Origin of the sequence: Roseobacter sinensis, assembly GCF_025755255.1 — a bacterium.
Lineage (GTDB): Bacteria > Pseudomonadota > Alphaproteobacteria > Rhodobacterales > Rhodobacteraceae > Roseobacter > Roseobacter sinensis.
In genome coordinates, this window is sequence record NZ_JALIEB010000004.1 from 21275 (window position 1) to 46991 (window position 25717).

Consider the following 25717-nt stretch of genomic DNA (forward strand, 5'->3'; position numbering starts at 1 on the left):
ACGTCGAGCTTCCGGGGAAAATGCGGTCTGACAGGTGCACAGAAACCGTCACTGTGTTGAAACCATTGATGAATTTCTGAGCACATCTCACGATTTCTCGTGAATTACGATTTCTCGTAAAGGCAGTTGCGGGCGCCGCTGCGATACTGCCCGACATGCTTGATCTTCCCGATTCTGAGCGGTTGGTGCGCCACCACCCCCTGCCGACGCTTCTCGTGAACACACGGAGCGATCGCGTCCTGTCTGCCAATGAGACCGCACGTCGCTTCCTCGGGGGAGAGGCGGTCGGCGCGGCATTCTCAACGCTTTTGCAGTGCGATATCTCGACTGCAGCGGTGTTCTTCGACGCGGTCGCGCATTTCGGAACCTTTATCGACCGCAGCCTGTCGCTGTCTGGGGCGGATGGTGCTGCGCTGCGCCTGCAAACCTACGGTGTGCAATACCAGCCTGACCTGGTGCTGATCAGCTGTCTCGACCTCGACGAACACGACCACCGCAGCCGGGTGGCCGAGCAGAACGCGCATCAAAGGGCGGGCCTCTCGCAATGGCAGAACATCTATGGCTTTTTCCGCGAGGTTGAGGCGCAAAACCACCTGATCCTCGAGGCAGCGGGTGAAGGCATCTACGGCATCAACGCCATGGGCCAGGCGACCTTCGTGAACCGGGCCGCACAGGAAATGCTGGGCTGGTCCTCGGAGGATCTGATCGGGCGTGACCTGCACGCCACCATCCATCACAAGCACCTGAGCGGAGAGCATTTTCCTGCGCATGAATGCCCGATCTACGCCTCCTTCCGGCAAGAGGAGACCAAGCGTGTCGACGATGATGTCTTCTGGCGAAAGGACGGCAAGCCCATCCTGGTCGAATATGTCTCGACCCCGATCTACGATCACGGCGTGCTGGCGGGCGCGGTGGTGATCTTTCGCGACGTGACTGAGCGAAAGGAAAACGAACGCAAGCTGCGCGAAGCACTGGCGCAGGTCGAAGAGCTGAAGGTCAAGCTGGAGCAGGAGAATGATTATCTGCTCACCGAAATCCGCTCCGCCCGGTCGCACACCGGGGTTGTGGGGGTCTCGCCGGCAATCAAGTCGCTGAACGCGCGCATTGATCTGGCGGCGCGCAACAAGGCCCATGTGCTGGTCTCGGGTCCGCCCGGCTCGGGCAAGAGCCTGACCGTCTCGGCCATTCACGAGGCCAGCGACCGCGCCCGGCGGCCGCTCGTGCGCATCAGCTGCGATCATCTCTCCGCGCACGAGCTGGAGGCGGAGCTCTTCGGCTATCGTCGGGGCGCCTTTGCCGGGGCGACCCGGGACAACACCGGCAAGCTGATCATGGCGCATAACGGAACGCTGCATCTGGATGAAATCGCCGAGCTGCCGAAGGGTGTGCAGGCAAAGCTCTACGACGTGTTGCAGCGTGGTCACTTTCAGCGCCTCGGCGACAGCACCCAGACGCCGGTTTCCCTCACGGTGGTCGCTACAACTTCGCGGGATCTGATGGCAGAGCTGCGTGCTGGGCGCTTCCGGCAAGACCTCTACTTTGCGCTCAATGTGTTTTCGATCACCTGCGAACCGCTGCACGAGCGCCCCGAGGACATTCCCTATCTCGCCAAGCACTTCCTCGACCGCACAACGCGCCGTCTGCGCCTGCCTGCGACGCGGCTCTCGAAGTCGAACATCGACGCGCTGAAACAATATGAGTGGCCGGGGAACGTGCGTGAGCTTGAAAACGTCATCGAACGCGCCGCCATCCTGGCGCAAGGCGGGCGACTGAAGTTCGATTTCCAGCGCCAGGAGAACCGGCTGAGCAAGCGCTCGGATGTCGTTCTGACGAATGAGGAGTTGCGCAGTCTGGAACGCGAGAACCTGCAAAACGCATTGCGCCGCACCAAAGGCAAGGTGGCGGGTCAGAAAGGGGCGGCCGCCATGCTTGGCATCGCACCGACAACTGCCTACTCAAAGATCAAATCGCTGGGCGTCGACCCGACGCTGTTCAAGTGAGAACGTCACCAGAAGATCGCTTTGCATGGGGGGCCGCGCGGGCGCATCGGCCGTTGTGCAACACGCCCGCGACCTGTGATCTCGCATGGCATCGGATCGCATAGGTGATGAAAGGCGCGCTTGGCAATGCCGTGCCGCGGGGCATGGACCTGCGTCTTAAGTGCCGCAGCCACCGGCTTGAAAGACAGACTGAGGCGCAGGTTTCGAGCTGAGCAGTCGGACTTCAGACCGGTGTAAGGAGTCTCCCCAAGAACGCTTCCAGGTCGGCTAGGGCATTCAACGGAAAAACGCCCGCGACATGGTGATCCGGTCGGACAAGCACCAGCGCACCACGGTTTCTGTCGATGCCCCGAAGATCGAAAATGTCTTGTCCGCGGTGCTGGGCGCAATAGACCTTTTCGTAGTCGGTGAGACGCAGGCGCCCTTTCTCCGGTCGCAGGAGCGCGGGCAGGCTTGTGAACTTCATGTCGCGGTGGTGCTGCGGAAACACCGCTCTGACATCAATGACGCTGTCGATGTCCCGCTCGGGCGGCGTATGGCGTATCAGAAGGCCGTCGGGATCACTCAGAACGCTGCAGACAGTTGCGACGGGTCCGCCACCTGTCCCATCGTCACCCTCAGGTGCGAAGAGGACGATGCGCCAGCGGCCGTCCGCCGTGAACGCATGGGCAAGCTGCATTGGCTTGGCATCGGCCAATCTCACGACCGGCGCCGAGTGGAAGCGCTGCCCGACCGCGTAGCCGCGGGCAAGGTCCTGATGATGGGGCGCAGCCGTGATCAGCGATGGCGCATAGCAGGTCTCGACCCCCGCGGTGTAGCGCCCGTGTTTCTGAAAGTATTTCTGAAACATCTCGGCCTCCGCGGTATCTTTCGGCTTGGCGCTGAACAGGCGTGCCATATCCCGATCAAAGTCGATCAGCTCCCGCGCCGTTGCGCGCCGTTCTTGGGAATACGTGTCGAGAAGCGCAGGTCTCGCCTGGCCGCGCAAGACTGCTGCCAGCTTCCAGCCCAGGTTGAAGCCGTCCGCCATCGACACGTTCATGCCTTGGCCGGCCTTCGGGCTGTGGGTGTGACAGGCATCTCCCGCGATGAAGATGCGTGGACCGCGCTTGCCCCGCTCGCTCTCGGAGACGTCGTCGAACGCATCGCAGAGGCGCTGGCCGATTTCGTAAGCCGACCACCAGGCCGTTTCGGCGGCCTCAATTCGGAAGGGCTGCATGATCTGCTGCGCTTTGGAAATGAGCAGCTCGGGCGTGACCCCTCGATCAGCCGCGCGTTCGCCCTCGGCCAAGGCATCAAGCTCGATGTAGAGGCGCACCATGTAGCCGCCCTCGCGTGGGATGATCAGGATACTGCCGGCCTCTTCGGACTGGATTGCGCATTTGAGCCGGATGTCCGGGAAGTCTGTCCGAGGCAGGATGTCCATCACCCCCCACAGCTGTCGGGCCGTCTGTCCCTTCAAGACATGGCCCATCTCCGCGCGGACGCGGCTGCGCGCACCGTCACAGCCGACAAGATAGCGCGCGCGGATGACCTCCTCTTCATCGCCTTGATCGAGACAGCGGAGCTTGGCGATCACCGGGTAGTCGGTCTCGTCGGATCGCGCGACCGAGATCAATTCGCGATTGTACTCGGGCACCAGGTGGCGCGGTCCCTTTCGCATGACCTCGAGATAGAAGTCGTGAACCCGGGCTTGGCTCAGGATGATGTGGGGCATCTCCGAGAGGTCGTCTTCCACATCCCGAATGCGGTCAGCGCGAGAAATCCCGTGCCCTGATCGGGACGGGCGCCAGAAGGTGACCTCGTTGACCGAATATCCTTCCTTCATGACCTTCTCGGCAAAACCGAAGGCCTGGAACATCTCCATGGATCGGCACGCGATACCGTCGGCCTGCCCCACTTCGAGCGGGCCGGGTTTGCGCTCGGCGATCCGGACCGTGATATCCGCAAACATCGAAAGCTGTGCCGCAAGCGTCAATCCGGCTGGTCCGCAGCCCACGATTAGCACATCGACGGCGCTGGGGCGGTCATCTGCGCCGGGCACGTTCTCCGCGATGGAGGGATCGCCCGTTCTGAAGCCGTTGAGGTGAAACTGCATGATCACCCCGCGTTGATCCGTCACACAAACCCGACCATAGGGATCGAGCCCGGTTCATGTCAAAAGAGCGCGTGCAGAGGAATCGGCTGGGCGTGCTACCTAAGGTATTTCTGCTCAGGGCGTCCGAGTAGACCGGTGAAGCCGAGGGCGAAAAGTCACAACCCGATCTGTCCTGAAAAACGCAGGCGCTTCAACGATCAATGTGATCAAGGAAGCGCGGGGTATCACCGATCTGGGCCTGAAAGAAGCCAAGCACCTTGTTCAAGCGAGCGGCAAGATCAGGGAAAACGTAGACAAAGTCGAAGAGATCAAGGGCAAGCTAGAAGCAGCTGGCACCGAGGTCGAACTGGCCTAAGCCTGACGCTTTTACGAACACGAAAGGCGCTTCGAAAACGAGGCGCCTTTTTTGTTTTTTGTTGAACCGAACTTATCGGTTCTAAACTTTCATTAGGAACGCACGCGGTGTGGCTGCTGTCATATACGCATGTCTTCTGTTGATGGGATGCCGTCTACAAATAGGTCATCTAGCCTAAGGCGATTTCTTGGACTAGTTGGTACTAAACGGGCTGCGCCACACTCGGGCGATATTTCGAGCTTCTATTGACCAGATAGGATGACCTCGATCTCTGCACGGGTTTCGTCCTGACTTTGACCTGGTTGGAATTCCTCGCGGTAGAGCAATTTTAGCAATAGCAGATGCAGTGGGCTAAGACCCTGTCGCACGTCAAAGTCGGCTATAGGCCAGTCGAACACAATGCCATTGTCTGCTTCCCTTTGATCTATTCCTAGGGCATTGAAGAATTTCTCAGAAACGCATCTTCGCATCGAACGCTCTGACACATCGTTTTTTATCCAGATATCTGCGTATTTAAGATTCCCCGTATCGTCGCCTTTCAAGATCATGATGCAAGCGTATTGCTCATCCACAAAAGATCGAAAAGCCACTTGCCTGATGTGCGGATCGCCAAATTCAGGACGTAAAATGTATTTTCGCAGATATGTTTCCGGCGATGCTTTAAAGGTCCTCTGGTCAACCATCAGTAGATTTATGTACCCACGGTCGTAGTCGCCAAATTCTTCTTGAAATGTAGGCACTATACCAGTCGTAACAATAACGTCATCCAAGACTTGAAGGACTGCTGCCTCAATCGCATTGACCGCCTCCACACCGGGCATGTCTTCAACGGCACTTAGAACCAAATCGTAGCTCGTCGTGAGTTTGCGCATTGGTCGTTGGCATGGATCAGGTTCAATCGTACACTGAGATCGCTGATGCACTATGGTGGAGAAAAAATCTTCAAAGGGTATGCCACTCTGTTGCTCAAACTCGGTGACCAGAATCCTGTCAGAATCCGAGAGTTCACTCGCAGTGATTGGGTTCGCAAGTGTCATAAACAGCGCCAGCGTAGAGAGTTTGGTCGTCAACGAAATCGAAAAGTGCCTTTGATCAGGGTTTGCTGCTGTTGACAGCATGGTGCGCTTTATCGGCCGCATAGCATAAACGCTCGATAATCTGACAATGTTTCCGACGTCCTGTTTAACTCCCATTTGTTCATCTGCACACCCGCAAACACACGAAACGCCACCGTCAACAAGTAAGCAGTAAACCTTACGCATGATTGAGTCGGTGGCTTTGCACCCGAGGCACGGGGCTTTGGACCAGTCTTCTCTTGTGGGTCTCCAAACGCGGGTTCGCTGCGAATATTGATTGGGACATCATCCCGGCCACCAAAACCAAAAAACCACTTTTCTCCGCCCGCACTGTTGTGCTTTTGTTAATCACGGCCTATGTGATGACTTCCGCTGGGAGCGATGATTCGCGCCCGGCTTTTTGCGTCTTTGACACAGGCAGGAGCAGGCACACTCACATACCCCTGAAATCTTTCGCAAAAAGCCGCCCCAGACCCACCCGAGCGGCTTTTTCCGGAGAGATTATGATCGGGCGCGTGCTTTCGGGCAAGCACGCAGGGATAGATCTTCTTTTCGATCTTTGAGCGTTCGCGACGGGCCGCCCCCCCGCTGCGCGAACAGACAAAGATATGGAGTGCGACTTCGCATGGCAAACACGTTCCTCGGCCAGAAACGTCTACGCAAATACTACGGCAAGATCCGCGAAGTGCTGGAGATGCCGAACCTCATCGAGGTGCAAAAGTCTTCCTACGACCTTTTCCTGAACTCCGGCGACGCCGATGTCCCGACGGACGGCGAGGGCATCGCGGGTGTCTTCCAGTCGGTCTTCCCGATCAAGGACTTCAACGAAACCTCCGTGCTTGAATACGTCAAGTACGAGCTGGAAAAGCCCAAATACGACGTCGAGGAATGTCAGCAGCGCGACATGACCTATTCGGCGCCGCTCAAGGTGACGCTGCGCCTCATCGTGTTCGATGTGGATGAGGACACCGGCGCCAAATCCGTGAAGGACATCAAGGAACAAGACGTCTTCATGGGCGACATGCCGTTGATGACGCCGAACGGCACCTTTGTGGTCAACGGCACCGAGCGTGTGATCGTCAGCCAGATGCACCGCTCGCCCGGCGTGTTCTTCGATCACGACAAGGGCAAGACGCACAGCTCGGGCAAGCTGCTCTTTGCTTGCCGGATCATCCCGTACCGCGGCTCCTGGCTGGACTTCGAATTCGACGCCAAGGACATCGTCTTTGCGCGCATCGACCGCCGCCGCAAACTGCCGGTGACGACGCTGCTCTATGCCCTTGGGCTCGACCAGGAAGGCATCATGGATGCCTATTACAACACGATCACCTACAAGCTTGAAAAGAACAAGGGCTGGGTGGCGCCCTTCTTCCCGGATCGCGTGCGCGGCACCCGGCCGACCTTCGATCTGGTCGATGCAGCCTCGGGCGAGGTGCTCTTCGAGAAGGGCAAGAAGGTCACGCCACGCGCCGTGAAGCAGCTTATCGACGAAGGCTCGGTGACGGAGCTGCTGCTGCCCTACGATCATATCGCCGGCAAATTTGTCGCCAAGGACATCATCAACGAAGAGAACGGCGCGATCTACGTTGAAGCCGGGGATGAGCTGACCCTGGAATACGACAAGGACGGCACGCTTGTCGGCGGCACGGTGAAAGAGCTGGTCGACGCCGGGATCACCGAGATCCCCGTGCTCGACATCGACAACGTGAACGTCGGTCCCTACATGCGCAACACCATGGCGCAGGACAAGAACATGAACCGCGACACCGCGCTCATGGACATCTACCGCGTCATGCGTCCGGGCGAGCCGCCCACCGTCGAGGCCGCTTCGGCGCTCTTCGACACGCTGTTCTTCGACAGCGAGCGCTATGACCTCTCGGCCGTGGGGCGGGTCAAGATGAACATGCGTCTGGCGCTCGATGCCGAGGATACGGTGCGCACATTGCGCCGCGAAGACATCGTGGCCTGCATCAAGGCGCTCGTCGATCTGCGCGACGGCCGCGGGGACATCGACGACATCGACCACCTCGGCAACCGCCGGGTGCGGTCCGTGGGTGAGCTGATGGAGAACCAGTACCGCGTTGGCCTGCTGCGCATGGAGCGTGCGATCAAGGAGCGGATGTCGTCCGTCGAGATCGACACGGTTATGCCGCAGGACCTGATCAATGCGAAACCGGCCGCGGCCGCCGTGCGCGAGTTCTTCGGCTCCAGCCAGCTTTCGCAGTTCATGGACCAGACCAACCCGCTGTCGGAAGTGACGCACAAGCGGCGTTTGTCGGCGCTCGGGCCGGGCGGTCTGACCCGCGAGCGCGCGGGCTTCGAGGTGCGCGACGTGCACCCGACACACTATGGCCGCATGTGCCCGATCGAGACACCGGAAGGGCCGAACATCGGCCTCATCAACTCGCTCGCGACCTTTGCCCGTGTGAACAAGTACGGCTTCATCGAAACGCCCTATCGCAAGGTCGAAGGCGGCGTGGTCTCGGACGATGTGCACTACATGTCGGCCACAGAAGAGATGCGCCATACCGTGGCGCAGGCCAACGCGGCGATCGATCCGAACGGCAAATTCGTGAACGAGTTCGTGAACACTCGCCAGGCGGGTGAATACACGCTGGCCCCCAGCGACTCGGTCGACCTGATCGACGTGTCGCCCAAGCAGCTGGTCTCGGTCGCGGCCTCGCTCATCCCGTTCCTGGAGAATGACGACGCCAACCGCGCCCTGATGGGCTCGAACATGCAGCGCCAGGCTGTGCCGCTGCTGCAAGCCGAGGCGCCGCTGGTCGGCACCGGCATCGAAGAGGTTGTGGCGCGCGACTCGGGGGCGGCCATCATGGCGAAACGCGCCGGTGTGATCGACCAGGTCGACGCCAGCCGGATCGTGATCCGCGCCACGGAGGATCTGGAGCTGGGTGACGCGGGCGTCGACATCTACCGCATGCGCAAATTCCAGCGCTCGAACCAGAACACATGTATCAACCAGCGCCCGCTGGTGAAGGTGGGCGACACCGTTCTGAAAGGCCAGGTGATCGCCGATGGTCCGTCCACCGATATGGGTGAACTGGCCCTTGGCAAGAACGTGGTCGTCGCCTTCATGCCGTGGAATGGCTACAACTACGAGGACTCCATCCTGATTTCCGAGCGGATCGCGCGGGATGACGTCTTCACCTCGATCCATATCGAGGAGTTTGAAGTCGCCGCGCGTGACACCAAGCTTGGGCCGGAAGAGATCACCCGTGACATCCCGAACGTTGGTGAGGAAGCGCTGCGCAACCTCGACGAGGCGGGTATTGTCTACATCGGCGCCGATGTGGAGCCGGGCGATATCCTCGTGGGCAAGATCACCCCAAAAGGCGAAAGCCCAATGACGCCGGAGGAGAAACTCCTGCGTGCGATCTTCGGCGAGAAAGCTTCCGACGTGCGCGACACCTCGCTGCGCGTGAAGCCGGGTGACTTCGGCACGGTCGTGGAAGTGCGTGTCTTCAACCGCCACGGTGTGGAAAAGGACGAGCGTGCGCTGCAGATCGAGCGTGAGGAAGTCGAGCGTCTGGCCCGCGACCGGGACGACGAGCTCGCGATCCTCGACCGCAACATCTATGCGCGTCTGAAGTCGATGATCCTGGGGAAGGTGGCGGTGAAAGGCCCGAAAGGCGTGCCCGCCAATTCCGAGATCACCGAAGAGCTGCTGGAGATGCTGACCCGCGGTCAGTGGTGGCAGCTCGCGCTGAAGGACGAGGCCGATGCGCAGGTGGTTGAGGCGCTCAACGAGCAGTACGAGATCCAGAAGCGCGCGCTCGATGCCCGTTTCGAGGACAAGGTCGAGAAGGTCCGCCGCGGCGATGATCTGCCCCCGGGCGTGATGAAGATGGTCAAGGTCTTCGTCGCGGTGAAGCGCAAGCTTCAGCCGGGCGACAAGATGGCCGGTCGGCACGGCAACAAGGGTGTGATCTCCAAGGTGGTGCCGATGGAGGACATGCCGTTCCTCGCCGATGGCACGCCCGTCGATTTCTGCCTCAACCCGCTGGGCGTGCCCTCGCGCATGAACGTCGGGCAGATCCTCGAGACCCACATGGGCTGGGCCGCGCGCGGTCTGGGCCTCAACGTGGACGAGGCGTTGCAGGAGTATCGCCGGTCGGGTGACCTGACCCCTGTGCGCGACGCGATGAGCCACGCCTATGGCGAGGACGTCTACGCCGAGGGCATCGCCGGTCTCGACGAGGAGACGCTGATCGAGGCGGCCAGCAACGTCACACGCGGTGTGCCGATTGCAACGCCGGTCTTCGATGGTGCGAAAGAGGGTGACGTGAATGACGCGCTGGTGCGTGCTGGTTTCTCGGAATCGGGCCAGTCGATCCTCTTCGACGGGCGCACCGGCGAGCAATTTGCGCGGCCTGTGACCGTTGGCGTGAAGTACCTGCTCAAGCTGCACCACCTGGTGGATGACAAGATCCACGCGCGCTCGACCGGGCCGTACTCCCTCGTCACCCAGCAGCCGCTGGGCGGTAAGGCGCAGTTCGGCGGCCAGCGCTTCGGGGAAATGGAGGTCTGGGCTCTGGAAGCGTACGGCGCCGCCTACACCCTGCAGGAGATGCTGACCGTGAAGTCGGACGACGTGGCCGGACGGACGAAAGTCTACGAAAGCATCGTCAAGGGCGAGGACAACTTCGAAGCGGGCGTGCCCGAGAGCTTCAACGTTCTGGTCAAAGAGGTCCGCGGCCTCGGCCTCAACATGGAGCTTCTCGATGCGGAGGAGGATGAGTGAGTCGGCTAAATGGATGGAAATCCATCGGATCAGCTGAGCTTCCTCTTGGTGAGCTTTCGGCTGATCATCCTGTCGAACACCGTCATGTTGCTTTGGATCATCTACCGGTGCCAGAGTGCCTTCGACGGGAATTCGTTTTTGACACGATTGCGAAGTGCATTCAGCCCGCCAAATCGCGGGCCGATCATTGGGCGCGCAGTTGCCGTCACCGCAATACATGGAATTTTTGGAGTCGCGGCGATGTTTATTGCTGTGGTTCTGATCTGATTAACGCTCTGGAAGGAGCCTGATATGAACCAGGAACTGACCAACAACCCGTTTAACCCGCTCACGCCGCCCAAGGTGTTTGACGAAATCAAGGTGTCGCTGGCCTCGCCGGAACGTATCCTGAGCTGGTCCTTCGGGGAGATCAAAAAGCCCGAGACCATCAACTACCGGACCTTCAAGCCGGAGCGGGACGGTCTTTTCTGCGCGCGCATCTTCGGGCCGATCAAGGACTACGAGTGCCTCTGCGGCAAGTACAAGCGCATGAAGTATCGCGGCGTTGTCTGCGAGAAATGCGGGGTGGAAGTCACGCTGCAAAAGGTACGCCGCGAGCGCATGGGCCATATCGAGCTGGCCTCGCCCGTCGCGCACATCTGGTTCCTGAAGTCGCTGCCCTCCCGCATCGGCCTCATGCTCGACATGACCCTGCGTGATCTGGAGCGGGTTCTGTATTTCGAGAACTACGTGGTGATCGAGCCGGGCCTGACGGATCTCCAATACGGTCAGATGATGACCGAAGAAGAGTATATGGACGCGCAGGACGCTTATGGCATGGATGCCTTCACGGCCAACATCGGGGCTGAGGCGATCCGCGAGATGCTGGCCGCGATTGATCTGGAGCAGGAAGCGGAAACGCTGCGTGCGGACCTGAAAGAGGCCACCGGCGAGCTGAAGCCCAAGAAGATCATCAAGCGTCTCAAGGTCGTGGAAAGCTTCCTTGAATCCGGTAACCGCCCGGAGTGGATGGTGCTGACGGTCATTCCGGTCATCCCGCCAGAGCTGCGTCCGCTGGTGCCGCTCGACGGGGGCCGGTTTGCGACGTCGGACCTCAACGACCTCTACCGCCGGGTGATCAACCGGAACAACCGCCTCAAGCGGCTCATCGAGCTGCGCGCGCCCGACATCATCGTGCGCAACGAAAAGCGGATGTTGCAGGAATCCGTCGATGCGCTCTTCGACAACGGCCGCCGTGGCCGCGTGATCACCGGGGCCAACAAGCGCCCGCTGAAATCGCTGTCTGACATGCTGAAAGGCAAGCAGGGTCGCTTCCGCCAGAACCTTCTCGGCAAACGCGTGGACTTCTCGGGCCGCTCGGTCATCGTGACCGGGCCGGAACTGAAACTGCACCAATGCGGCTTGCCCAAGAAGATGGCGCTCGAACTCTTCAAGCCCTTTATCTACTCGCGGTTGGAGGCCAAGGGCCTCTCTAGCACCGTGAAACAAGCGAAGAAGCTCGTGGAAAAAGAGCGCCCGGAGGTCTGGGACATCCTCGATGAGGTGATCCGCGAGCACCCCGTGATGCTGAACCGTGCGCCGACGCTGCACCGTCTGGGCATTCAGGCGTTTGAGCCGGTGCTGATCGAAGGCAAGGCCATTCAGCTGCACCCGCTGGTCTGCTCGGCCTTCAACGCCGACTTCGACGGCGACCAGATGGCCGTTCACGTGCCGCTGAGCCTTGAGGCCCAGCTGGAAGCGCGCGTGCTGATGATGTCCACGAACAACGTGCTGTCGCCCGCGAACGGCGCGCCGATCATCGTGCCCTCGCAGGACATGATCCTGGGTCTTTACTACACCACGCTGGAGCGCGAGGGCATGCCGGGCGAAGGCATGGTCTTCGGCTCCGTGGAAGAGGTGCAGCACGCGCTTGATGCCGGGTTTGTGCACCTGCACTCGAAGATCACCGCGCGGATTCCGCAGATCGACGAGAATGGCCTCGAGGTGATGAAGCGCTACGAGACCACGCCGGGCCGCATCCGTCTCGGCGCGCTCCTGCCGTTGAATGCCAAGGCGCCCTTCGAGCTGGTGAACCGCCTACTGCGCAAGAAGGAAGTGCAGCAGGTCATCGACACCGTCTACCGCTACTGCGGCCAGAAGGAATCTGTCATCTTCTGTGACCAGATCATGACCATGGGCTTCCGCGAGGCGTTCAAGGCCGGGATTTCCTTCGGCAAGGACGACATGCTGATCCCCGACACCAAATGGCCGATCGTCGAAGAGACGCGCGACCAGGTGAAAGACTTCGAACAGCAGTATATGGACGGTCTGATCACCCAGGGCGAGAAGTACAACAAGGTGGTCGATGCCTGGTCGAAGTGTAACGACAAGGTGACAGAGGCCATGATGGGCTCGATCTCGGCCAGCAAGAAGGACGAGAACGGCGCCGAGATGGAGCCGAACTCGGTCTACATGATGGCGCACTCGGGCGCGCGGGGGTCGGTGACGCAGATGAAACAGCTGGGCGGTATGCGCGGCCTGATGGCCAAGCCCAACGGCGACATCATCGAGACACCGATCATCTCGAACTTCAAGGAAGGCCTGACGGTGTTGGAGTACTTCAACTCCACGCACGGTGCGCGCAAGGGTCTGTCGGACACCGCTCTGAAGACGGCGAACTCCGGGTATCTGACCCGGCGTCTGGTGGACGTGGCACAGGACTGCATCGTGCGCATGAACGACTGCGGCACCGAGGCGTCGATCACGGCCAATGCGGCTGTGAATGACGGCGAGGTTGTCGCTTCTCTGTCCGAGCGCATCCTGGGCCGCGTCGTGGCCGAGGACATTCTGCGCCCTGGCACCGACGAGGTCATGGTCGCCGCTGGCACGCTGGTGGACGAACGCATGGCGGATGCCATCGAAGAGGCCAGCGTGACCTCCGCGCGAATCCGCAGCCCGCTGACCTGTGAGGCTGAGGAAGGCGTGTGCGCCATGTGTTACGGGCGCGATCTCGCCCGCGGCACCATGGTGAACACCGGTGAGGCCGTCGGCATCATCGCCGCACAGTCCATCGGTGAGCCTGGTACACAGCTGACGATGCGGACCTTCCACATCGGTGGCGTCGCTCAGGGTGGCCAGCAGTCCTTCCTCGAAGCGAGCCACACTGGCAAGGTCGTCTTCGAGAACGCTCAGACGCTGGAGAACGCCTCGGGCGAGACCATGGTCATGGGCCGCAACATGAAGCTGATCATTCAGGACGACAACGGTGAGGAGCGTGCCAGCCACAAGGTCGGCTACGGCTCCAAGCTCTTCGTCAAGGATGGCCAGGACATCGTGCGGGGAGATAAGCTCTTTGAGTGGGATCCCTACACGCTGCCGATCATCGCGGAGGCGAGCGGGACGGCGAAGTTCGTCGACCTTGTCTCAGGCATTGCCGTGAAGGACGAGACCGACGACGCCACCGGCATGACCCAGAAGATCGTGATCGACTGGCGCTCGGCGGCCAAGGGCAACGAGCTCAAGCCCGAGATCATTCTGGTGGATGGCAGCGGCGAGCCGGTGCGCAACGAGGCGGGCAATCCGGTGACCTATCCGATGTCTGTGGATGCGGTTCTCTCCATCGAGGACGGTGCCGAGATCAAGGCGGGTGACGTGGTTGCGCGGATTCCGCGTGAAGGTGCGAAGACCAAGGACATCACCGGTGGTCTGCCGCGCGTGGCCGAGCTTTTCGAGGCGCGGCGTCCGAAAGACCACGCGATCATCGCCGAAATCGACGGCTATGTGCGCTACGGCAAGGACTACAAGAACAAGCGCCGTATCGCGATCGAGTCTGCCGACGACCCGGACGTCAAGGTCGAGTACATGGTGCCGAAGGGCAAGCACATCCCCGTCGCAGAGGGGGATTTTGTCCACAAGGGCGACTACATCATGGACGGGAACCCCGCGCCGCATGACATCCTTGCCATTCTCGGTGTGGAAGCGCTGGCGGACTACATGATCGACGAGGTGCAGGATGTCTATCGCCTGCAGGGTGTGAAGATCAACGACAAGCACATCGAAGTCATCGTGCGCCAGATGCTGCAGAAGTGGGAGATCCAGGACTCGGGCGACACAACGCTGCTGAAAGGCGAGCATGTGGACAAGCAGGAGTTCGATCTGGCCAACGAGAAGGCGATTGCCAAGGGCGGGCGACCCGCACAGGGCGAACCGATCCTTCTGGGCATCACCAAGGCAAGCCTGCAGACCCGCAGCTTCATCTCGGCGGCCTCCTTCCAGGAGACGACGCGCGTGCTCACCGAGGCCTCTGTCCAAGGCAAGAAGGACAAGCTCGTGGGTCTGAAGGAGAACGTGATCGTGGGCCGTCTGATCCCGGCGGGCACCGGCGGGGCGACCATGAAGGTCCGCCGCATCGCGCAGGAACGCGACAACGTCGTCATCGAAGCGCGTCGCGAGGAGGCCGAGGCCGCCGCCGCGCTCGCTGCGCCGGCGGCCGACGATATGGTCGGCGGCGACGTCTTCGACCAGGTGATGACACCGGAGGAGGACAGCCGCGGCTGACCCTCGCCCAAACCTTCCATCATGGGCCCCCGGCGTGTTCCGCGTCGGGGGTTTTTTCTTGGGTCACGCGGGCCGGTTTTGCTCTGCACCCTGCGGGATATCTATGGCGCGATGCCGCATTCGCGGTTAGCGTCCGGGAATCGCCATAAGTACGACACCGACAGGATCGACCATGTCCGAGACGCAGCACCCCATGACCCCGCATCAGCTGCCACCGTACTTCGCGAGCGCGGATGGCAGCGACGGGCTCTTCACCCTGATGGTCTTTTTCGTGCTGATCCTGATCCTGCTGCTCGGCATCGCCTATTTCACCCTGCACGCTCTGCCCGAACGCATGGCCCACAAAGGCAATAGCGCGCAGTTGCAGCTGATCAGCATCCTCGCGATGCTGGCGCTCTTCACTCACAACAACCTGTTCTGGATCATCGCCCTGGTGCTGGCCGCCTTCCGGCCGCCCGATCTGGTCAGCCCGCTGAACTCAATGGCGCAGTCGCTGCAAAACCTCGTCAATCGGGAGCGCTAGGCGATGCTTGAGGTCATCCTGTGCTCGCTGGTCACGATCCTGCCCGACTACCTGCTGCGCCGCCGCTTTCAGGGCAAGCGCTGGGGGCAGGAGATTACTTTCTTCACTGTCTGGTACGAGCTGCGCTGGGGCATCACGCTCTGTGCCATGCTGACCATCACGCTCATCACCATCGTGTTTTACTACCACCCCAGCACCTCGAACGTCGCGTCCTTCTTCCGCACCGTGACCATCCTGTCGGAGCAGGGCGGGCGCGTCTCTGACGTTTATGTGGAGATCAACTCAGAGGTCGCGGCGGGCGATCCGATCTTCCGGCTGGACAGCAGCAGCCAGGAGGCCGCCGCCGAGACCGCGCGCCGCCAGATCGCCGAGGTCGAGGCAGCGCTGGTCTTGGCCGAGGCGCAGCGCGCGGCCTCTGTCGCCGCGGTGGATCAGGCTGTCGCAGCGTTTGAACAGACCCACGAAGACCTCGAGCGACAGCGCGAACTGCGCAACCGCGGCTCGGCAGCGGTGAGTGACCGGGATGTGCAGCTGCTGGAGAACGAGTTGGGCGTCAAGCAGGGTCAGGTCGATGCGGCCCGCGCCGGGGTCGAGGCTGTCGATGCACAGATCTCCGTGCAACTGCCCGCCCAGCGTGCGACGGCCGAGGCCGCACTGGCCCAGGCGGTGAACGAGATCGAAAAGCTCACCGTCTATGCGGGCGTCGATGGCACCATCGAGCAGTTCACCCTGCGGGTGGGCGATATCGTCAGCCCCGTGCTGCGGCCTGCCGGGATCCTCGTGCCCTCGGAAGCGGGCCGGAACCGGTTTCAGGCGGGCTTCCCGCAAATCTCTGCGCAGGTCGTGAAGGCGGGCGGCGTCGCCGAGATCATGTGTGTCTCCAAACCCTTCACCGTCGTGCCCATGGTCATCACCGAAGTACAGGATGTGATCGCGGCAGGGCAGCTGCGCCCTTCTGACCGCTTGGGCGACGCGCAGAACATGGGCGCGCCGGGCACCATCACCGCGTTTCTGGAGCCGATCTATCCCGGTCAGACCGATGACATCCCGCCGGGCAGCCGCTGCCTCGCCAATGCCTACACCTACAATCACGCCCTGCTTGAGGACCCAGAGCTTGGCTTTGGACAGAGGATCTTCCTGCATGTCGTCGATACGGTTGGGGTTGTTCACGCGGCGGGGCTGCGCATTCGGTCGCTGTTGCTGCCTCTGCAGACCCTTGTTTTCACAGGGCACTGAGCGGGGCGGCGCGGTGGCTTCCCGAAGGGTTTGACAGATCTGATGACGATGGAGACGGAACGGCCCGGCTTTTCCCCAAATGTCACCGGCGCGCTTCTGATGATGGCCTCCATGGCGTGCTTTACGATCAATGACGCGCTGATCAAGGCCACGGGTGGTGCCGTGCCCCTGTTCCAACTGCTGGTGTTGCGCGGGCTGATCGCTACGGCTCTGATTGCTGCGCTGGCGTGGTCGCGCGGCGCTTTCCGCGGGCGTGTCGCGCGCGGCGATTGGGTCTGGATCGCCCTGCGCTCGCTTTCGGAAGTCGGTGCTGCGTATTTCTTCATCACCGCCCTTCTGAACATGCCGCTGGCGAATATCACGGCGATCCTGCAGATCCTGCCGCTGACGGTCACGCTCGGGTCGGCGCTGATCTTCCGCGAGGCGGTGGGTTGGCGGCGTCTGACGGCGATCGCGGTGGGGTTCTGCGGGATGCTGCTGATCGTCAAACCCGGCGCGGAGGGCTTCACCCTCTGGTCGGTCTACGCGCTGATCGCGGTTGTCTGCGTGACCGCGCGCGACCTGATCACCCGGCGGATCTCGTCGCAAGCGCCGTCGCTTCTTGTGACCTTCTGTGCTTCGCTCGGCGTGCTGCTGGCGGCGGGGGTCGCGTCGCTCACGATCACATGGGTGCCGGTCACGCCGCGGCTCGGTACTCTGATTGCAGCGTCTTCGGTCTTCATCGTGGGGGGGCTACTACTTCAGCGTTCAGGTCATGCGCCAAGGCGACGTGTCCTTCATCGCGCCCTTCCGCTATACCGGTCTGCTCTGGGCGCTGCTGTTGGGCTGGATCGCGTTCGGCGAGTGGCCGCCGACGGTCACGCTTCTCGGTGCCGGCATCATTGTCGGGGCCAGTGCCTACACGGTCATCCGCGAGCGCCAGCTCGCCCACCGCAGCCTCTGATCGCACCGCGCGGGCGCTGGATACAATAGGCTCACTGCTGGCACGGAATTCCAGTCAGGTGCTGTTGACAGCCTCTCCGACTCCTTTTATACGCCGCTCATCTCGTCGCCGGGGGTCCGCTCTGCGCGCCGAAATCAAAACTGAAGTGGTCACGATCCGGCCCCTTATCGGCCCGATCCTCTGTAAACCCACCGCGTCGTTTTCCTCGGTACGGAAACGGAGCGGTCTTTTGGCATTGCACCATGGGTGCATGTGGAACAATGCACCATGGGTGCATGCACAACGCGGCGCTCTTGGCGCAGGCAGATCATAGCGCCTCTGGCGCAGAGCCGCAGGCGGACGCGTCTGCGAGAGAGTTTCAACCGCATGGGGGTCGTCCTCGTGCACACATATGTGAGCAACACGGGGAAAGAACCGGAATGCCAACGATCCAACAGCTGATCCGCAAGCCGCGGCAGCCAAAAGTCAAACGCTCCAAGTCCATGCACCTGCAGGAATGCCCGCAGAAGCGTGGCGTATGTACGCGCGTCTATACAACGACACCGAAGAAGCCGAACTCCGCGATGCGGAAAGTCGCCAAGGTCCGCCTGACCAACGGCTTCGAGGTCATCAGCTACATCCCCGGCGAGAGCCACAACCTGCAGGAACACTCGGTTGTGTTGATCCGCGGCGGCCGTGTGAAGGACCTTCCGGGTGTACGCTATCACATCCTGCGCGGGGTGCTCGACACCCAGGGCGTGAAAGACCGCAAGCAACGTCGTTCGAAATACGGCGCGAAGCGTCCGAAGTAAGGAGAGACCAAGATGTCCCGTCGCCACGCAGCCGAAAAACGCGAAGTCCTGCCCGACGCCAAATATGGCGATCTGGTGCTGACCAAATTCATGAACAACCTGATGATCGACGGCAAGAAGTCGGTCGCAGAGCGCATCGTCTACAACGCCCTGACCCGGGTCGAAGACAAGATCAAGCGCGCGCCCGTCGAGGTCTTCCACGAAGCGCTCGACAACATCAAGCCCAGCGTCGAAGTCCGTTCCCGCCGTGTAGGTGGGGCCACCTATCAGGTGCCCGTCGAAGTGCGCCCCGAGCGCCGCGAAGCGCTGGCGATCCGCTGGCTCATCAAGGCCTCCCGGTCGCGCAACGAGAACACGATGGAAGAGCGCCTGGCCGGTGAACTTCTCGACGCTGTTCAGTCCCGCGGCACCGCGGTGAAGAAGCGCGAAGACACACACAAGATGGCCGACGCCAACAAAGCGTTCAGCCACTACCGCTGGTAACACTGTCGCGCCCCTTGGGGCGCGATGATCCGTTTTAGATACATCCGAGGAAGCAGCCCCATGGCCCGCGACTATCCGCTCCAACGCTACCGCAACTTCGGCATCATGGCGCACATCGATGCCGGCAAAACCACCTGTTCCGAACGTATCCTGTATTACACAGGCAAGTCCCACAACATCGGTGAGGTGCACGATGGTGCAGCCACAATGGACTGGATGGAGCAGGAGCAGGAGCGTGGCATCACCATCACCTCCGCTGCGACCACCACATTCTGGCAGCGTCAGGAAGAGCCCACCAATGAGGGTACGTCCGACACCAAGTATCGGATGAACATCATCGACACGCCCGGCCACGTGGACTTCACCATCGAGGTGGAACGCTCGCTCGCGGTGCTCGACGGTGCCGTCTGCGTTCTGGACGCGAACGCCGGTGTGGAGCCGCAGACCGAGACCGTCTGGCGCCAGGCCGACCGTTACAAGGTGCCGCGGATCGTCTTCGTCAACAAGATGGACAAGATCGGCGCCGACTTCTTCAACTGCGTGCGCATGATCGAAGACCGCACCGGCGCCCGCGCGGTGCCCGTGGCTCTGCCGATTGGCGCGGAAAACGAGCTGGAAGGCCTGATCGATCTTGTGACCATGGAAGAGTGGGTCTGGAAGGGCGAAGACCTCGGCGCCTCCTGGATCAAGCAGCCCATCCGTGACAGCCTGAAAGACCAGGCGGACGAGTGGCGCGGCAAGATGATCGAAGCGGCCGTCGAAGAAGACGACGACGCAATGATGGAATACCTCGAAGGCAACGAGCCCGACATCGAGACGCTGCGCAAACTGCTGCGCAAGGGCACGCTGGCGCTGCATTTCGTACCCGTGCTCGGTGGCTCCGCCTTCAAGAACAAGGGCGTGCAGCCGCTTCTGAACGCCGTGATCGACTATCTGCCGAGCCCGCTCGATGTTGTCGACTACATGGGCTTCAAGCCGGGCGACGAGAACGAAGAACGCAACATCGCCCGCCGCGCGGATGACGCGATGCCGTTTGCGGGCCTCGCCTTCAAAATCATGAACGACCCCTTCGTGGGCTCGCTGACCTTCACCCGCATCTATTCCGGCGTGATGAAGAAAGGTGACCAGCTCCTGAACTCCACCAAGGGCAAGCCCGAGCGTGTGGGCCGCATGATGATGATGCACTCCAACAACCGCGAGGAGATCGACGAGGCCTTCGCCGGCGACATCATCGCGCTTGCGGGGCTCAAGGACACCACCACCGGTGACACGCTCTGCGATAAGAACGATCCGGTGGTGCTGGAAACCATGACCTTCCCCGATCCGGTGATCGAGATCGCGGTCGAGCCGAAGACGAAGAACGACCAGGAGAAGATGTCTCAAGGTCTCGCGCGTCTGGCCGCCGAAGACCCCTCCTTCCGGGTAGAGACAGACCTCGAGTCCGGTCAGACCATCATGAAGGGCATGGGCGAACTGCACCTCGACATTCTGGTCGACCGCCTGAAGCGCGAATTCAAGGTCGAGGCCAACATCGGCGCGCCGCAGGTGGCCTATCGCGAGACGATCTCGAAGGAAGCCGAGATCACCTACACCCACAAGAAACAGTCTGGTGGCTCCGGTCAGTTCGCGGAAGTGAAGATGATCCTGACCCCGACCGATCCGGGCGAAGGCTACTCCTTCGAGAGCCGTATCGTTGGTGGTGCCGTGCCGAAGGAATACATCCCCGGCGTGGAAAAAGGCATCAAATCGGTGATGGACTCGGGTCCTCTGGCTGGCTTCCCGGTGATCGACTTCAAGGTGGCACTCATCGACGGCAAGTTCCACGATGTGGATTCCAGCGTTCTGGCCTTCGAAATCGCCGCCCGTATGGGGATGCGCGAAGGCATGAAGAAGGCCGGCGCGAAGCTCTTGGAGCCGATCATGAAGGTCGAGGTTGTCACGCCCGAGGAATACACCGGCGGCATCATCGGCGACCTGACGTCCCGTCGCGGGCAGGTGTCCGGTCAGGAGCCGCGCGGCAACGCCATCGCGATTGACGCCTTCGTGCCGCTGGCGAACATGTTCGGCTACATCAACACGCTGCGCTCGATGTCCTCGGGGCGTGCGCAGTTCACAATGCAGTTCGATCACTACGATCCGGTGCCGCAGAATATCTCCGACGAGATCCAGGCAAAATTCGCTTAATTCGGTCGCCCCGGACGGGGCGGCGAACACCAACACCGGGTGGCGCGGCCATCCACACGAACACCTAAGGAGGCCACCATGGCAAAGGCAAAGTTTGAACGTACGAAACCGCACGTAAACATTGGCACGATTGGTCACGTTGACCACGGGAAGACGACGCTGACGGCGGCGATCACGAAGTATTTCGGCGACTTCAAGGCCTATGACCAGATCGACGGTGCACCGGAAGAGAAGGCGCGCGGCATCACCATTTCGACCGCGCATGTGGAATATGAGACCGACGCGCGCCACTACGCACATGTCGACTGCCCCGGCCACGCGGACTACGTCAAGAACATGATCACCGGTGCGGCGCAGATGGACGGCGCGATCCTGGTGGTGAACGCGGCCGACGGCCCGATGCCGCAGACGCGCGAGCACATCCTGCTGGGCCGCCAGGTGGGCATCCCGACGATGGTTGTCTACATGAACAAGGTCGACCAGGTGGATGACGAAGAGCTGCTCGAGCTCGTCGAGATGGAGATCCGCGAGCTGCTCAGCTCCTACGAGTACCCCGGCGACGACATTCCCGTGATCCCCGGCTCGGCGCTGGCGGCGATGGAAGGCAACAATCCCGAGATCGGCGAGGAATCGATCCGCAAGCTGATGGCGGCTGTCGACGAGTGGATCCCGACGCCCGAGCGCGCGGTGGACCAGCCCTTCCTGATGCCGGTCGAGGACGTGTTCTCGATCTCCGGCCGCGGTACCGTGGTGACGGGGCGTGTCGAGCGGGGCGTGATCAACGTGGGCGACGAGATCGAGATCGTCGGCATTCGCGACACCCAGAAAACGACCTGCACCGGTGTCGAGATGTTCCGCAAGCTGCTGGACCGTGGCGAAGCGGGCGACAACATCGGCGCCCTGCTGCGCGGCATCGACCGCGACGGCGTGGAGCGTGGTCAGGTGCTCTGCAAGCCAGGGAGCGTGACGCCGCACACCAAGTTCGAGGCCGAGGCCTACATCCTGACCAAGGATGAGGGTGGCCGCCACACGCCGTTCTTCGCGAACTACCGCCCGCAGTTCTACTTCCGCACGACGGATGTGACCGGCACGGTTCAGCTGAACGAGGGCACGGAGATGGTGATGCCGGGCGACAACGTGGCCTTCGGCGTCGAGCTGATCGCGCCGATCGCGATGGAACAGGGCCTGCGCTTCGCGATCCGCGAAGGCGGCCGCACCGTCGGCGCAGGGGTTGTTTCCAAGATTACAGAGTAATCACGGAAACAAACCCAGTGGGTGGCCCCCGCGGCAGTCGTTGCGCAGCAATGACGAGAGCGGCGCCACAGCATCCGGTCGAGACCGGGACCAGATTGCGGAGCGCTTCCGGGCGCTCCAAAAGAAAGCAACGCGACGAAGGGTGGCAATAAGGCTGCTCTTCCTCTCCGTTTGAGACCCGAGTAAGGGAAAAGACAGATGGCCATTCAAAGCCAAAACATCCGCATCCGCCTCAAGGCGTTTGACTACCGTGTGCTGGATACATCCACACAGGAGATCGTCAACACCGCCAAGCGCACAGGTGCCTCCGTTCGCGGCCCGATCCCGCTGCCGAACAAGATCGAGAAATTCACCGTTCTGCGTGGCCCCCACGTGGACAAGAAATCCCGTGACCAGTTCGAGATCCGCACGCACAAGCGCCTGCTGGATATCGTTGATCCGACCCCCCAGACCGTGGACGCGCTGATGAAGCTCGACCTCGCCGCTGGCGTGGACGTCGAGATCAAGCTGCAATCGTAAGCGTCAGGGAGGGTTTCAATCATGTTGCGCTCAGGCGTTATTGCAAAAAAGGTCGGGATGACCCGGCTCTTCATGGAAGACGGCAAGCAGATCCCTGTAACCGTGCTTCAACTCGACAAGCTGCAGGTCGTGGCCCAACGCACCGCTGAGAAAGACGGCTATTCCGCCGTGCAACTCGGCGCGGGTACAGCCAAGGCCAAGCGGACCTCCAAGGCCATGCGTGGCCACTTCTCCGCCGCCAAGGTGGAACCGAAGCGCAAGGTGGCCGAGTTCCGCGTCGATGCCGAGAACCTGATCAACGTCGGTGAGGAAATCACCGCGAACCACTACTTCGAGGGCCAGTTCGTCGATGTGGCGGGCACCTCCATCGGTAAGGGTTTTGCCGGTGCGATGAAGCGGCACAACTTCGGCGGTCTGCGCGCCTCGCACGGCGTGTCGATCAGCCACCGCTCGCACGGCTCGACCGGTCAGTGTCAGGATCCGGGCAAGGTCTTCAAAGGCAAGAAGATGGCCGGTCACATGGGGGCCGCTCGTGTCACCACGCAGAACCTGCAGGTTGTGCGCACAGATGCCGACCGTGGCCTGATCATGGTCAAGGGTGCGGTTCCGGGCTCGAAAGGAGGCTGGGTGACGGTCAAGGATGCGGTCAAGAAACCGTTCCCTGAGAACGCGATCCTGCCCGCTGCGCTGAAGTCCGACGCCGAAGCCGCCGCCAAGGCCGCGGAAGAAGCCGCAGCCGCTGCTGCCGCAGAGGCCGAAGCCGAAGCCAAGCGTCTCGCCGAAGAGCAAGCCGCCGCCGAAGCCGAAGCGCTGAAGGCTGCGGAAGCGGAAATCGCAGCCGAGAAGTCGGATGAGGCACCTGCCGAAGACGGCGAAGAGAAGAAAGAAGGTGACGCATGAAACTCGATGTCATCAAACTCGACGGCAAGAAGGCCGGGTCGGTTGAGCTGAGCGAGGACCTCTTTGGCCTGGAGCCGCGCGCCGACATCCTGCACCGCGTCGTGCGCTGGCAGCGCAACAACGCGCAGGCCGGTACGCATAAGGTCAAGACACGCTCGGAAACCAGCTACTCGACCAAGAAGATCTATCGCCAGAAGGGCACCGGCGGCGCCCGCCACGGTGACCGCAACGCGCCGATCTTCCGCAAGGGTGGGATCTACAAAGGCCCGACCCCGCGCAGCCACGGCCATGAGCTGACCAAGAAGTTCCGCAAGCTCGGCCTGCGCCACGCGCTCAGCGCCAAGGCAAAAGCGGGCGAGCTGGTGATCCTGGACGAGGCCGCCGCGACCGGCAAAACCGCCGCGCTGGCCAAACAGGTGGCCAACCTGGGCTGGAAACGCGCGCTGGTCATCGACGGCGCCTCGGTGAACGAGAACTTCGCACAGGCGGCGCGGAACATCGAGGGCCTCGATATCCTGCCGACGATGGGCGCAAACGTATATGACATCCTCCGCCGCGACACGCTGGTGATCACGAAGGCGGGTGTCGAAGCACTGGAGGCACGCCTGAAATGAACGCGAAAGCCGAACACTACGACGTGATCCGCAAGCCGATCATCACCGAGAAGGCCACCATGACGTCCGAGAATGGTGCCGTGGTCTTCGAAGTGGCGATGGACAGCAACAAGCCCCAGATCAAGGAGGCCGTCGAGGCGCTCTTTGGCGTAAAGGTGAAAGCTGTCAACACGACCATCACCAAGGGCAAGGTCAAACGCTTCCGTGGCCAGATGGGCAAGCGGAAAGACGTCAAGAAAGCCTATGTGACCCTCGAAGAGGGCAACACGATCGACGTCTCCACTGGCCTTTGAGCCGCGAGACCGCTGAAAAGTGAAAACCCCGGTCTGGAAACAGGCCGGGGTTTTCCATTGCAAGGGACTGGGTGTCTCGGACCTCGGATCCGCCGTCCCGAGCCGCATCGCAGCGGTCGCTGAACATGACCGCTGCGGCTCTCTGTGCGGCGCGAAGGCGGTGCTGCCGGTGCGGTCTGCCGCCTCGTCCGAAAGCCGTGCGTCCGGCACGGCGCCCCGGTGCCGGTACCCAGATAGGCCTTGCAATTGCCTGCGGAAAGGCCCACATGTGACCTGCGACGTTAACGCTATCGGTTAAATTGCTCCTTAAGGCTCAGTCTATTCGATCTTGCTCTGACTTAGCCGACATGCCGCATTTCGCGGGCATCAAACAAGGAGAACGACAATGGCCACTGGCACAGTCAAATGGTTTAACACGACAAAAGGTTTTGGATTCATCGCGCCCGATGGCGGCAGCAAGGACGTGTTCGTGCACATCTCTGCGGTCGAGCGGGCCGGTCTGACCGGTCTGGCAGACGACCAGAAGGTGACGTTCGATATCGAAGCCGGTCGTGATGGCCGCGACAGCGCAGCAAACATCGCACTTGCGTGATGCGCCGACCCCGTTACCGGGGTCCGCTACATGACTATACTATGGACGGGCGTATCTGAGACGAAGCGCCCGTTTTTTTATGCCGCGGCGAGGCACGGAATTGGTTTCGTCAGCCCTTGACATCTCGTGGTTTTCCGGCGCGGGCGCATCGCGATGCCGGGCCCTGCCTGCGTGACCTCGTGTTCGAACTTTGGTCTTTGTGCCGGATGGCGATCGAAAGCCCGGAAAAAGGAGTCGTGAAAATGCCCAGACCGAAAAAGGACACCTTGTTCGGACCCCTCAAGCCGGCCGCGGAAACGAACCTCGACAAGACCACGCGGATCGTTCGGGAGATCACCGAAGGCGAGGCAAAGAAGCGGCAGATGAAAACGGCCCGCCTCCGTGCCGCACGCCTTGAGCAGAAAGCAAGCACGGCCGGCGAAACCGCCGCTGCCCAAACACCAACAAGGGGCAGCGGGACGCCGAAGAAATCCAACGTCAAACGCTGATATTCGATGCTGGACCGGTGGGTCGAGGTCCGCGCATATCTCTCAGGGTCGGTAGCGCTCTGCGTTCGTG

General features: G+C 61.4%; 19 protein-coding genes and 1 pseudogene. 18 read left to right on the forward strand and 2 right to left on the reverse strand.

Going from position 1 to position 25717, the window contains the following annotated elements; all coding sequences use genetic code 11:
• Window positions 1–155 precede the first annotated feature (155 nt).
• Complete coding sequence (locus tag MUB52_RS07475) at window positions 156–2000, forward strand: sigma 54-interacting transcriptional regulator (protein ID WP_263843587.1); 1845 nt, start codon at window positions 156–158, stop codon at window positions 1998–2000.
• Between the two features lie 223 nt (window positions 2001–2223).
• Here MUB52_RS07475 and MUB52_RS07480 read toward each other — a convergent pair whose 3' ends face one another.
• Complete coding sequence (locus tag MUB52_RS07480; RefSeq protein WP_318527407.1) at window positions 2224–4122, reverse strand: FAD-dependent monooxygenase; 1899 nt, start codon at window positions 4120–4122, stop codon at window positions 2224–2226.
• A gap of 110 nt (window positions 4123–4232) precedes the next feature.
• Here MUB52_RS07480 and MUB52_RS07485 point away from each other — a divergent pair.
• A pseudogene (locus MUB52_RS07485) lies at window positions 4233–4453 on the forward strand (ribosomal protein L7/L12); the annotation flags it as partial.
• Window positions 4454–4695: 242 nt separating this feature from the next.
• On the opposite strand, the gene MUB52_RS07490 reads toward MUB52_RS07485, so the two are convergent.
• On the reverse strand, window positions 4696–5715 hold the full coding sequence (locus MUB52_RS07490) for a DUF2927 domain-containing protein (protein ID WP_263843588.1): 1020 nt from the start codon (window positions 5713–5715) through the stop codon (window positions 4696–4698).
• A gap of 439 nt (window positions 5716–6154) precedes the next feature.
• Between MUB52_RS07490 and rpoB the strand changes: the two genes are divergently transcribed.
• The 16 genes from rpoB to MUB52_RS07570 all read left to right on the forward strand — a co-directional run bounded on the left by rpoB (window position 6155) and on the right by MUB52_RS07570 (window position 25647).
• Window positions 6155–10291, forward strand: a complete 4137-nt coding sequence (gene rpoB, locus MUB52_RS07495; protein ID WP_263843589.1) for a DNA-directed RNA polymerase subunit beta — start codon at window positions 6155–6157, stop codon at window positions 10289–10291.
• A gap of 9 nt (window positions 10292–10300) precedes the next feature.
• Entirely contained in the window at window positions 10301–10558 is a 258-nt protein-coding gene (locus tag MUB52_RS07500; protein ID WP_263843590.1) for a hypothetical protein, read from the forward strand.
• Window positions 10559–10582: 24 nt separating this feature from the next.
• Complete coding sequence (gene rpoC / locus MUB52_RS07505) at window positions 10583–14827, forward strand: DNA-directed RNA polymerase subunit beta' (RefSeq protein WP_263843591.1); 4245 nt, start codon at window positions 10583–10585, stop codon at window positions 14825–14827.
• A gap of 172 nt (window positions 14828–14999) precedes the next feature.
• On the forward strand, window positions 15000–15350 hold the full coding sequence (locus MUB52_RS07510; RefSeq protein WP_263843592.1) for a hypothetical protein: 351 nt from the start codon (window positions 15000–15002) through the stop codon (window positions 15348–15350).
• 3 nt (window positions 15351–15353) lie between these two features.
• Window positions 15354–16586: an HlyD family secretion protein gene (locus MUB52_RS07515; RefSeq protein ID WP_263843593.1), complete on the forward strand. Its 1233-nt coding sequence runs from the start codon at window positions 15354–15356 to the stop codon at window positions 16584–16586.
• A gap of 42 nt (window positions 16587–16628) precedes the next feature.
• Entirely contained in the window at window positions 16629–17558 is a 930-nt protein-coding gene (locus tag MUB52_RS24190; protein ID WP_450103979.1) for a DMT family transporter, read from the forward strand.
• 390 nt (window positions 17559–17948) lie between these two features.
• A complete protein-coding gene (gene rpsL / locus MUB52_RS07525; RefSeq protein ID WP_007118826.1) occupies window positions 17949–18320 on the forward strand; it encodes a 30S ribosomal protein S12 in 372 nt (123 codons plus the stop codon).
• Window positions 18321–18332: 12 nt separating this feature from the next.
• Window positions 18333–18803, forward strand: a complete 471-nt coding sequence (rpsG, locus tag MUB52_RS07530; protein ID WP_263843594.1) for a 30S ribosomal protein S7 — start codon at window positions 18333–18335, stop codon at window positions 18801–18803.
• A 60-nt stretch (window positions 18804–18863) separates the two neighbouring features.
• Window positions 18864–20987 carry an elongation factor G gene (fusA, locus tag MUB52_RS07535; RefSeq protein WP_263843595.1) on the forward strand — a complete coding sequence of 708 codons (2124 nt, stop codon included), beginning with the start codon at window positions 18864–18866 and terminating at the stop codon, window positions 20985–20987.
• A 78-nt stretch (window positions 20988–21065) separates the two neighbouring features.
• Window positions 21066–22241, forward strand: coding sequence for an elongation factor Tu (tuf, locus tag MUB52_RS07540; protein WP_263843596.1), 1176 nt, complete (start codon window positions 21066–21068; stop codon window positions 22239–22241).
• Window positions 22242–22445: 204 nt separating this feature from the next.
• Window positions 22446–22760 carry a 30S ribosomal protein S10 gene (gene rpsJ / locus MUB52_RS07545; protein WP_263843919.1) on the forward strand — a complete coding sequence of 105 codons (315 nt, stop codon included), beginning with the start codon at window positions 22446–22448 and terminating at the stop codon, window positions 22758–22760.
• A gap of 21 nt (window positions 22761–22781) precedes the next feature.
• Window positions 22782–23660: a 50S ribosomal protein L3 gene (gene rplC / locus MUB52_RS07550; protein ID WP_263843597.1), complete on the forward strand. Its 879-nt coding sequence runs from the start codon at window positions 22782–22784 to the stop codon at window positions 23658–23660.
• Window positions 23657–24274: a 50S ribosomal protein L4 gene (rplD, locus tag MUB52_RS07555; protein WP_263843598.1), complete on the forward strand. Its 618-nt coding sequence runs from the start codon at window positions 23657–23659 to the stop codon at window positions 24272–24274. Before rplC ends, rplD begins: the two co-directional genes overlap by 4 nt.
• Window positions 24271–24567, forward strand: coding sequence for a 50S ribosomal protein L23 (locus MUB52_RS07560; protein WP_263843599.1), 297 nt, complete (start codon window positions 24271–24273; stop codon window positions 24565–24567). Before rplD ends, MUB52_RS07560 begins: the two co-directional genes overlap by 4 nt.
• A gap of 385 nt (window positions 24568–24952) precedes the next feature.
• Entirely contained in the window at window positions 24953–25159 is a 207-nt protein-coding gene (locus MUB52_RS07565) for a cold-shock protein (protein ID WP_263843600.1), read from the forward strand.
• A 206-nt stretch (window positions 25160–25365) separates the two neighbouring features.
• The gene (locus MUB52_RS07570) at window positions 25366–25647 is read left to right on the forward strand and encodes a hypothetical protein (RefSeq protein ID WP_263843601.1); all 282 of its coding nucleotides are present in this window, start codon (window positions 25366–25368) and stop codon (window positions 25645–25647) included.
• The last annotated feature ends 70 nt before the right edge of the window (window positions 25648–25717 follow it).

Excerpts from the sequence above, each read along its gene's own strand:
- MUB52_RS07475 (WP_263843587.1), top strand. The coding sequence starts at position 156 with ATGCTTGATCTTCCCGATTCTGAGCGGTTGGTGCGCCACCACCCCCTG.
- MUB52_RS07490 (WP_263843588.1), bottom strand. The coding sequence starts at position 5,715 with ATGCGTAAGGTTTACTGCTTACTTGTTGACGGTGGCGTTTCGTGTGTT.
- rpoB (WP_263843589.1), top strand. The coding sequence starts at position 6,155 with ATGGCAAACACGTTCCTCGGCCAGAAACGTCTACGCAAATACTACGGC.
- MUB52_RS07500 (WP_263843590.1), top strand. The coding sequence starts at position 10,301 with ATGGATGGAAATCCATCGGATCAGCTGAGCTTCCTCTTGGTGAGCTTT.
- rpoC (WP_263843591.1), top strand. The coding sequence starts at position 10,583 with ATGAACCAGGAACTGACCAACAACCCGTTTAACCCGCTCACGCCGCCC.
- MUB52_RS07510 (WP_263843592.1), top strand. The coding sequence starts at position 15,000 with ATGTCCGAGACGCAGCACCCCATGACCCCGCATCAGCTGCCACCGTAC.
- MUB52_RS07515 (WP_263843593.1), top strand. The coding sequence starts at position 15,354 with ATGCTTGAGGTCATCCTGTGCTCGCTGGTCACGATCCTGCCCGACTAC.
- MUB52_RS24190 (WP_450103979.1), top strand. The coding sequence starts at position 16,629 with ATGACGATGGAGACGGAACGGCCCGGCTTTTCCCCAAATGTCACCGGC.
- rpsL (WP_007118826.1), top strand. The coding sequence starts at position 17,949 with ATGCCAACGATCCAACAGCTGATCCGCAAGCCGCGGCAGCCAAAAGTC.
- rpsG (WP_263843594.1), top strand. The coding sequence starts at position 18,333 with ATGTCCCGTCGCCACGCAGCCGAAAAACGCGAAGTCCTGCCCGACGCC.
- fusA (WP_263843595.1), top strand. The coding sequence starts at position 18,864 with ATGGCCCGCGACTATCCGCTCCAACGCTACCGCAACTTCGGCATCATG.
- tuf (WP_263843596.1), top strand. The coding sequence starts at position 21,066 with ATGGCAAAGGCAAAGTTTGAACGTACGAAACCGCACGTAAACATTGGC.
- rplC (WP_263843597.1), top strand. The coding sequence starts at position 22,782 with ATGTTGCGCTCAGGCGTTATTGCAAAAAAGGTCGGGATGACCCGGCTC.
- rplD (WP_263843598.1), top strand. The coding sequence starts at position 23,657 with ATGAAACTCGATGTCATCAAACTCGACGGCAAGAAGGCCGGGTCGGTT.
- MUB52_RS07560 (WP_263843599.1), top strand. The coding sequence starts at position 24,271 with ATGAACGCGAAAGCCGAACACTACGACGTGATCCGCAAGCCGATCATC.
- MUB52_RS07565 (WP_263843600.1), top strand. The coding sequence starts at position 24,953 with ATGGCCACTGGCACAGTCAAATGGTTTAACACGACAAAAGGTTTTGGA.
- MUB52_RS07570 (WP_263843601.1), top strand. The coding sequence starts at position 25,366 with ATGGCGATCGAAAGCCCGGAAAAAGGAGTCGTGAAAATGCCCAGACCG.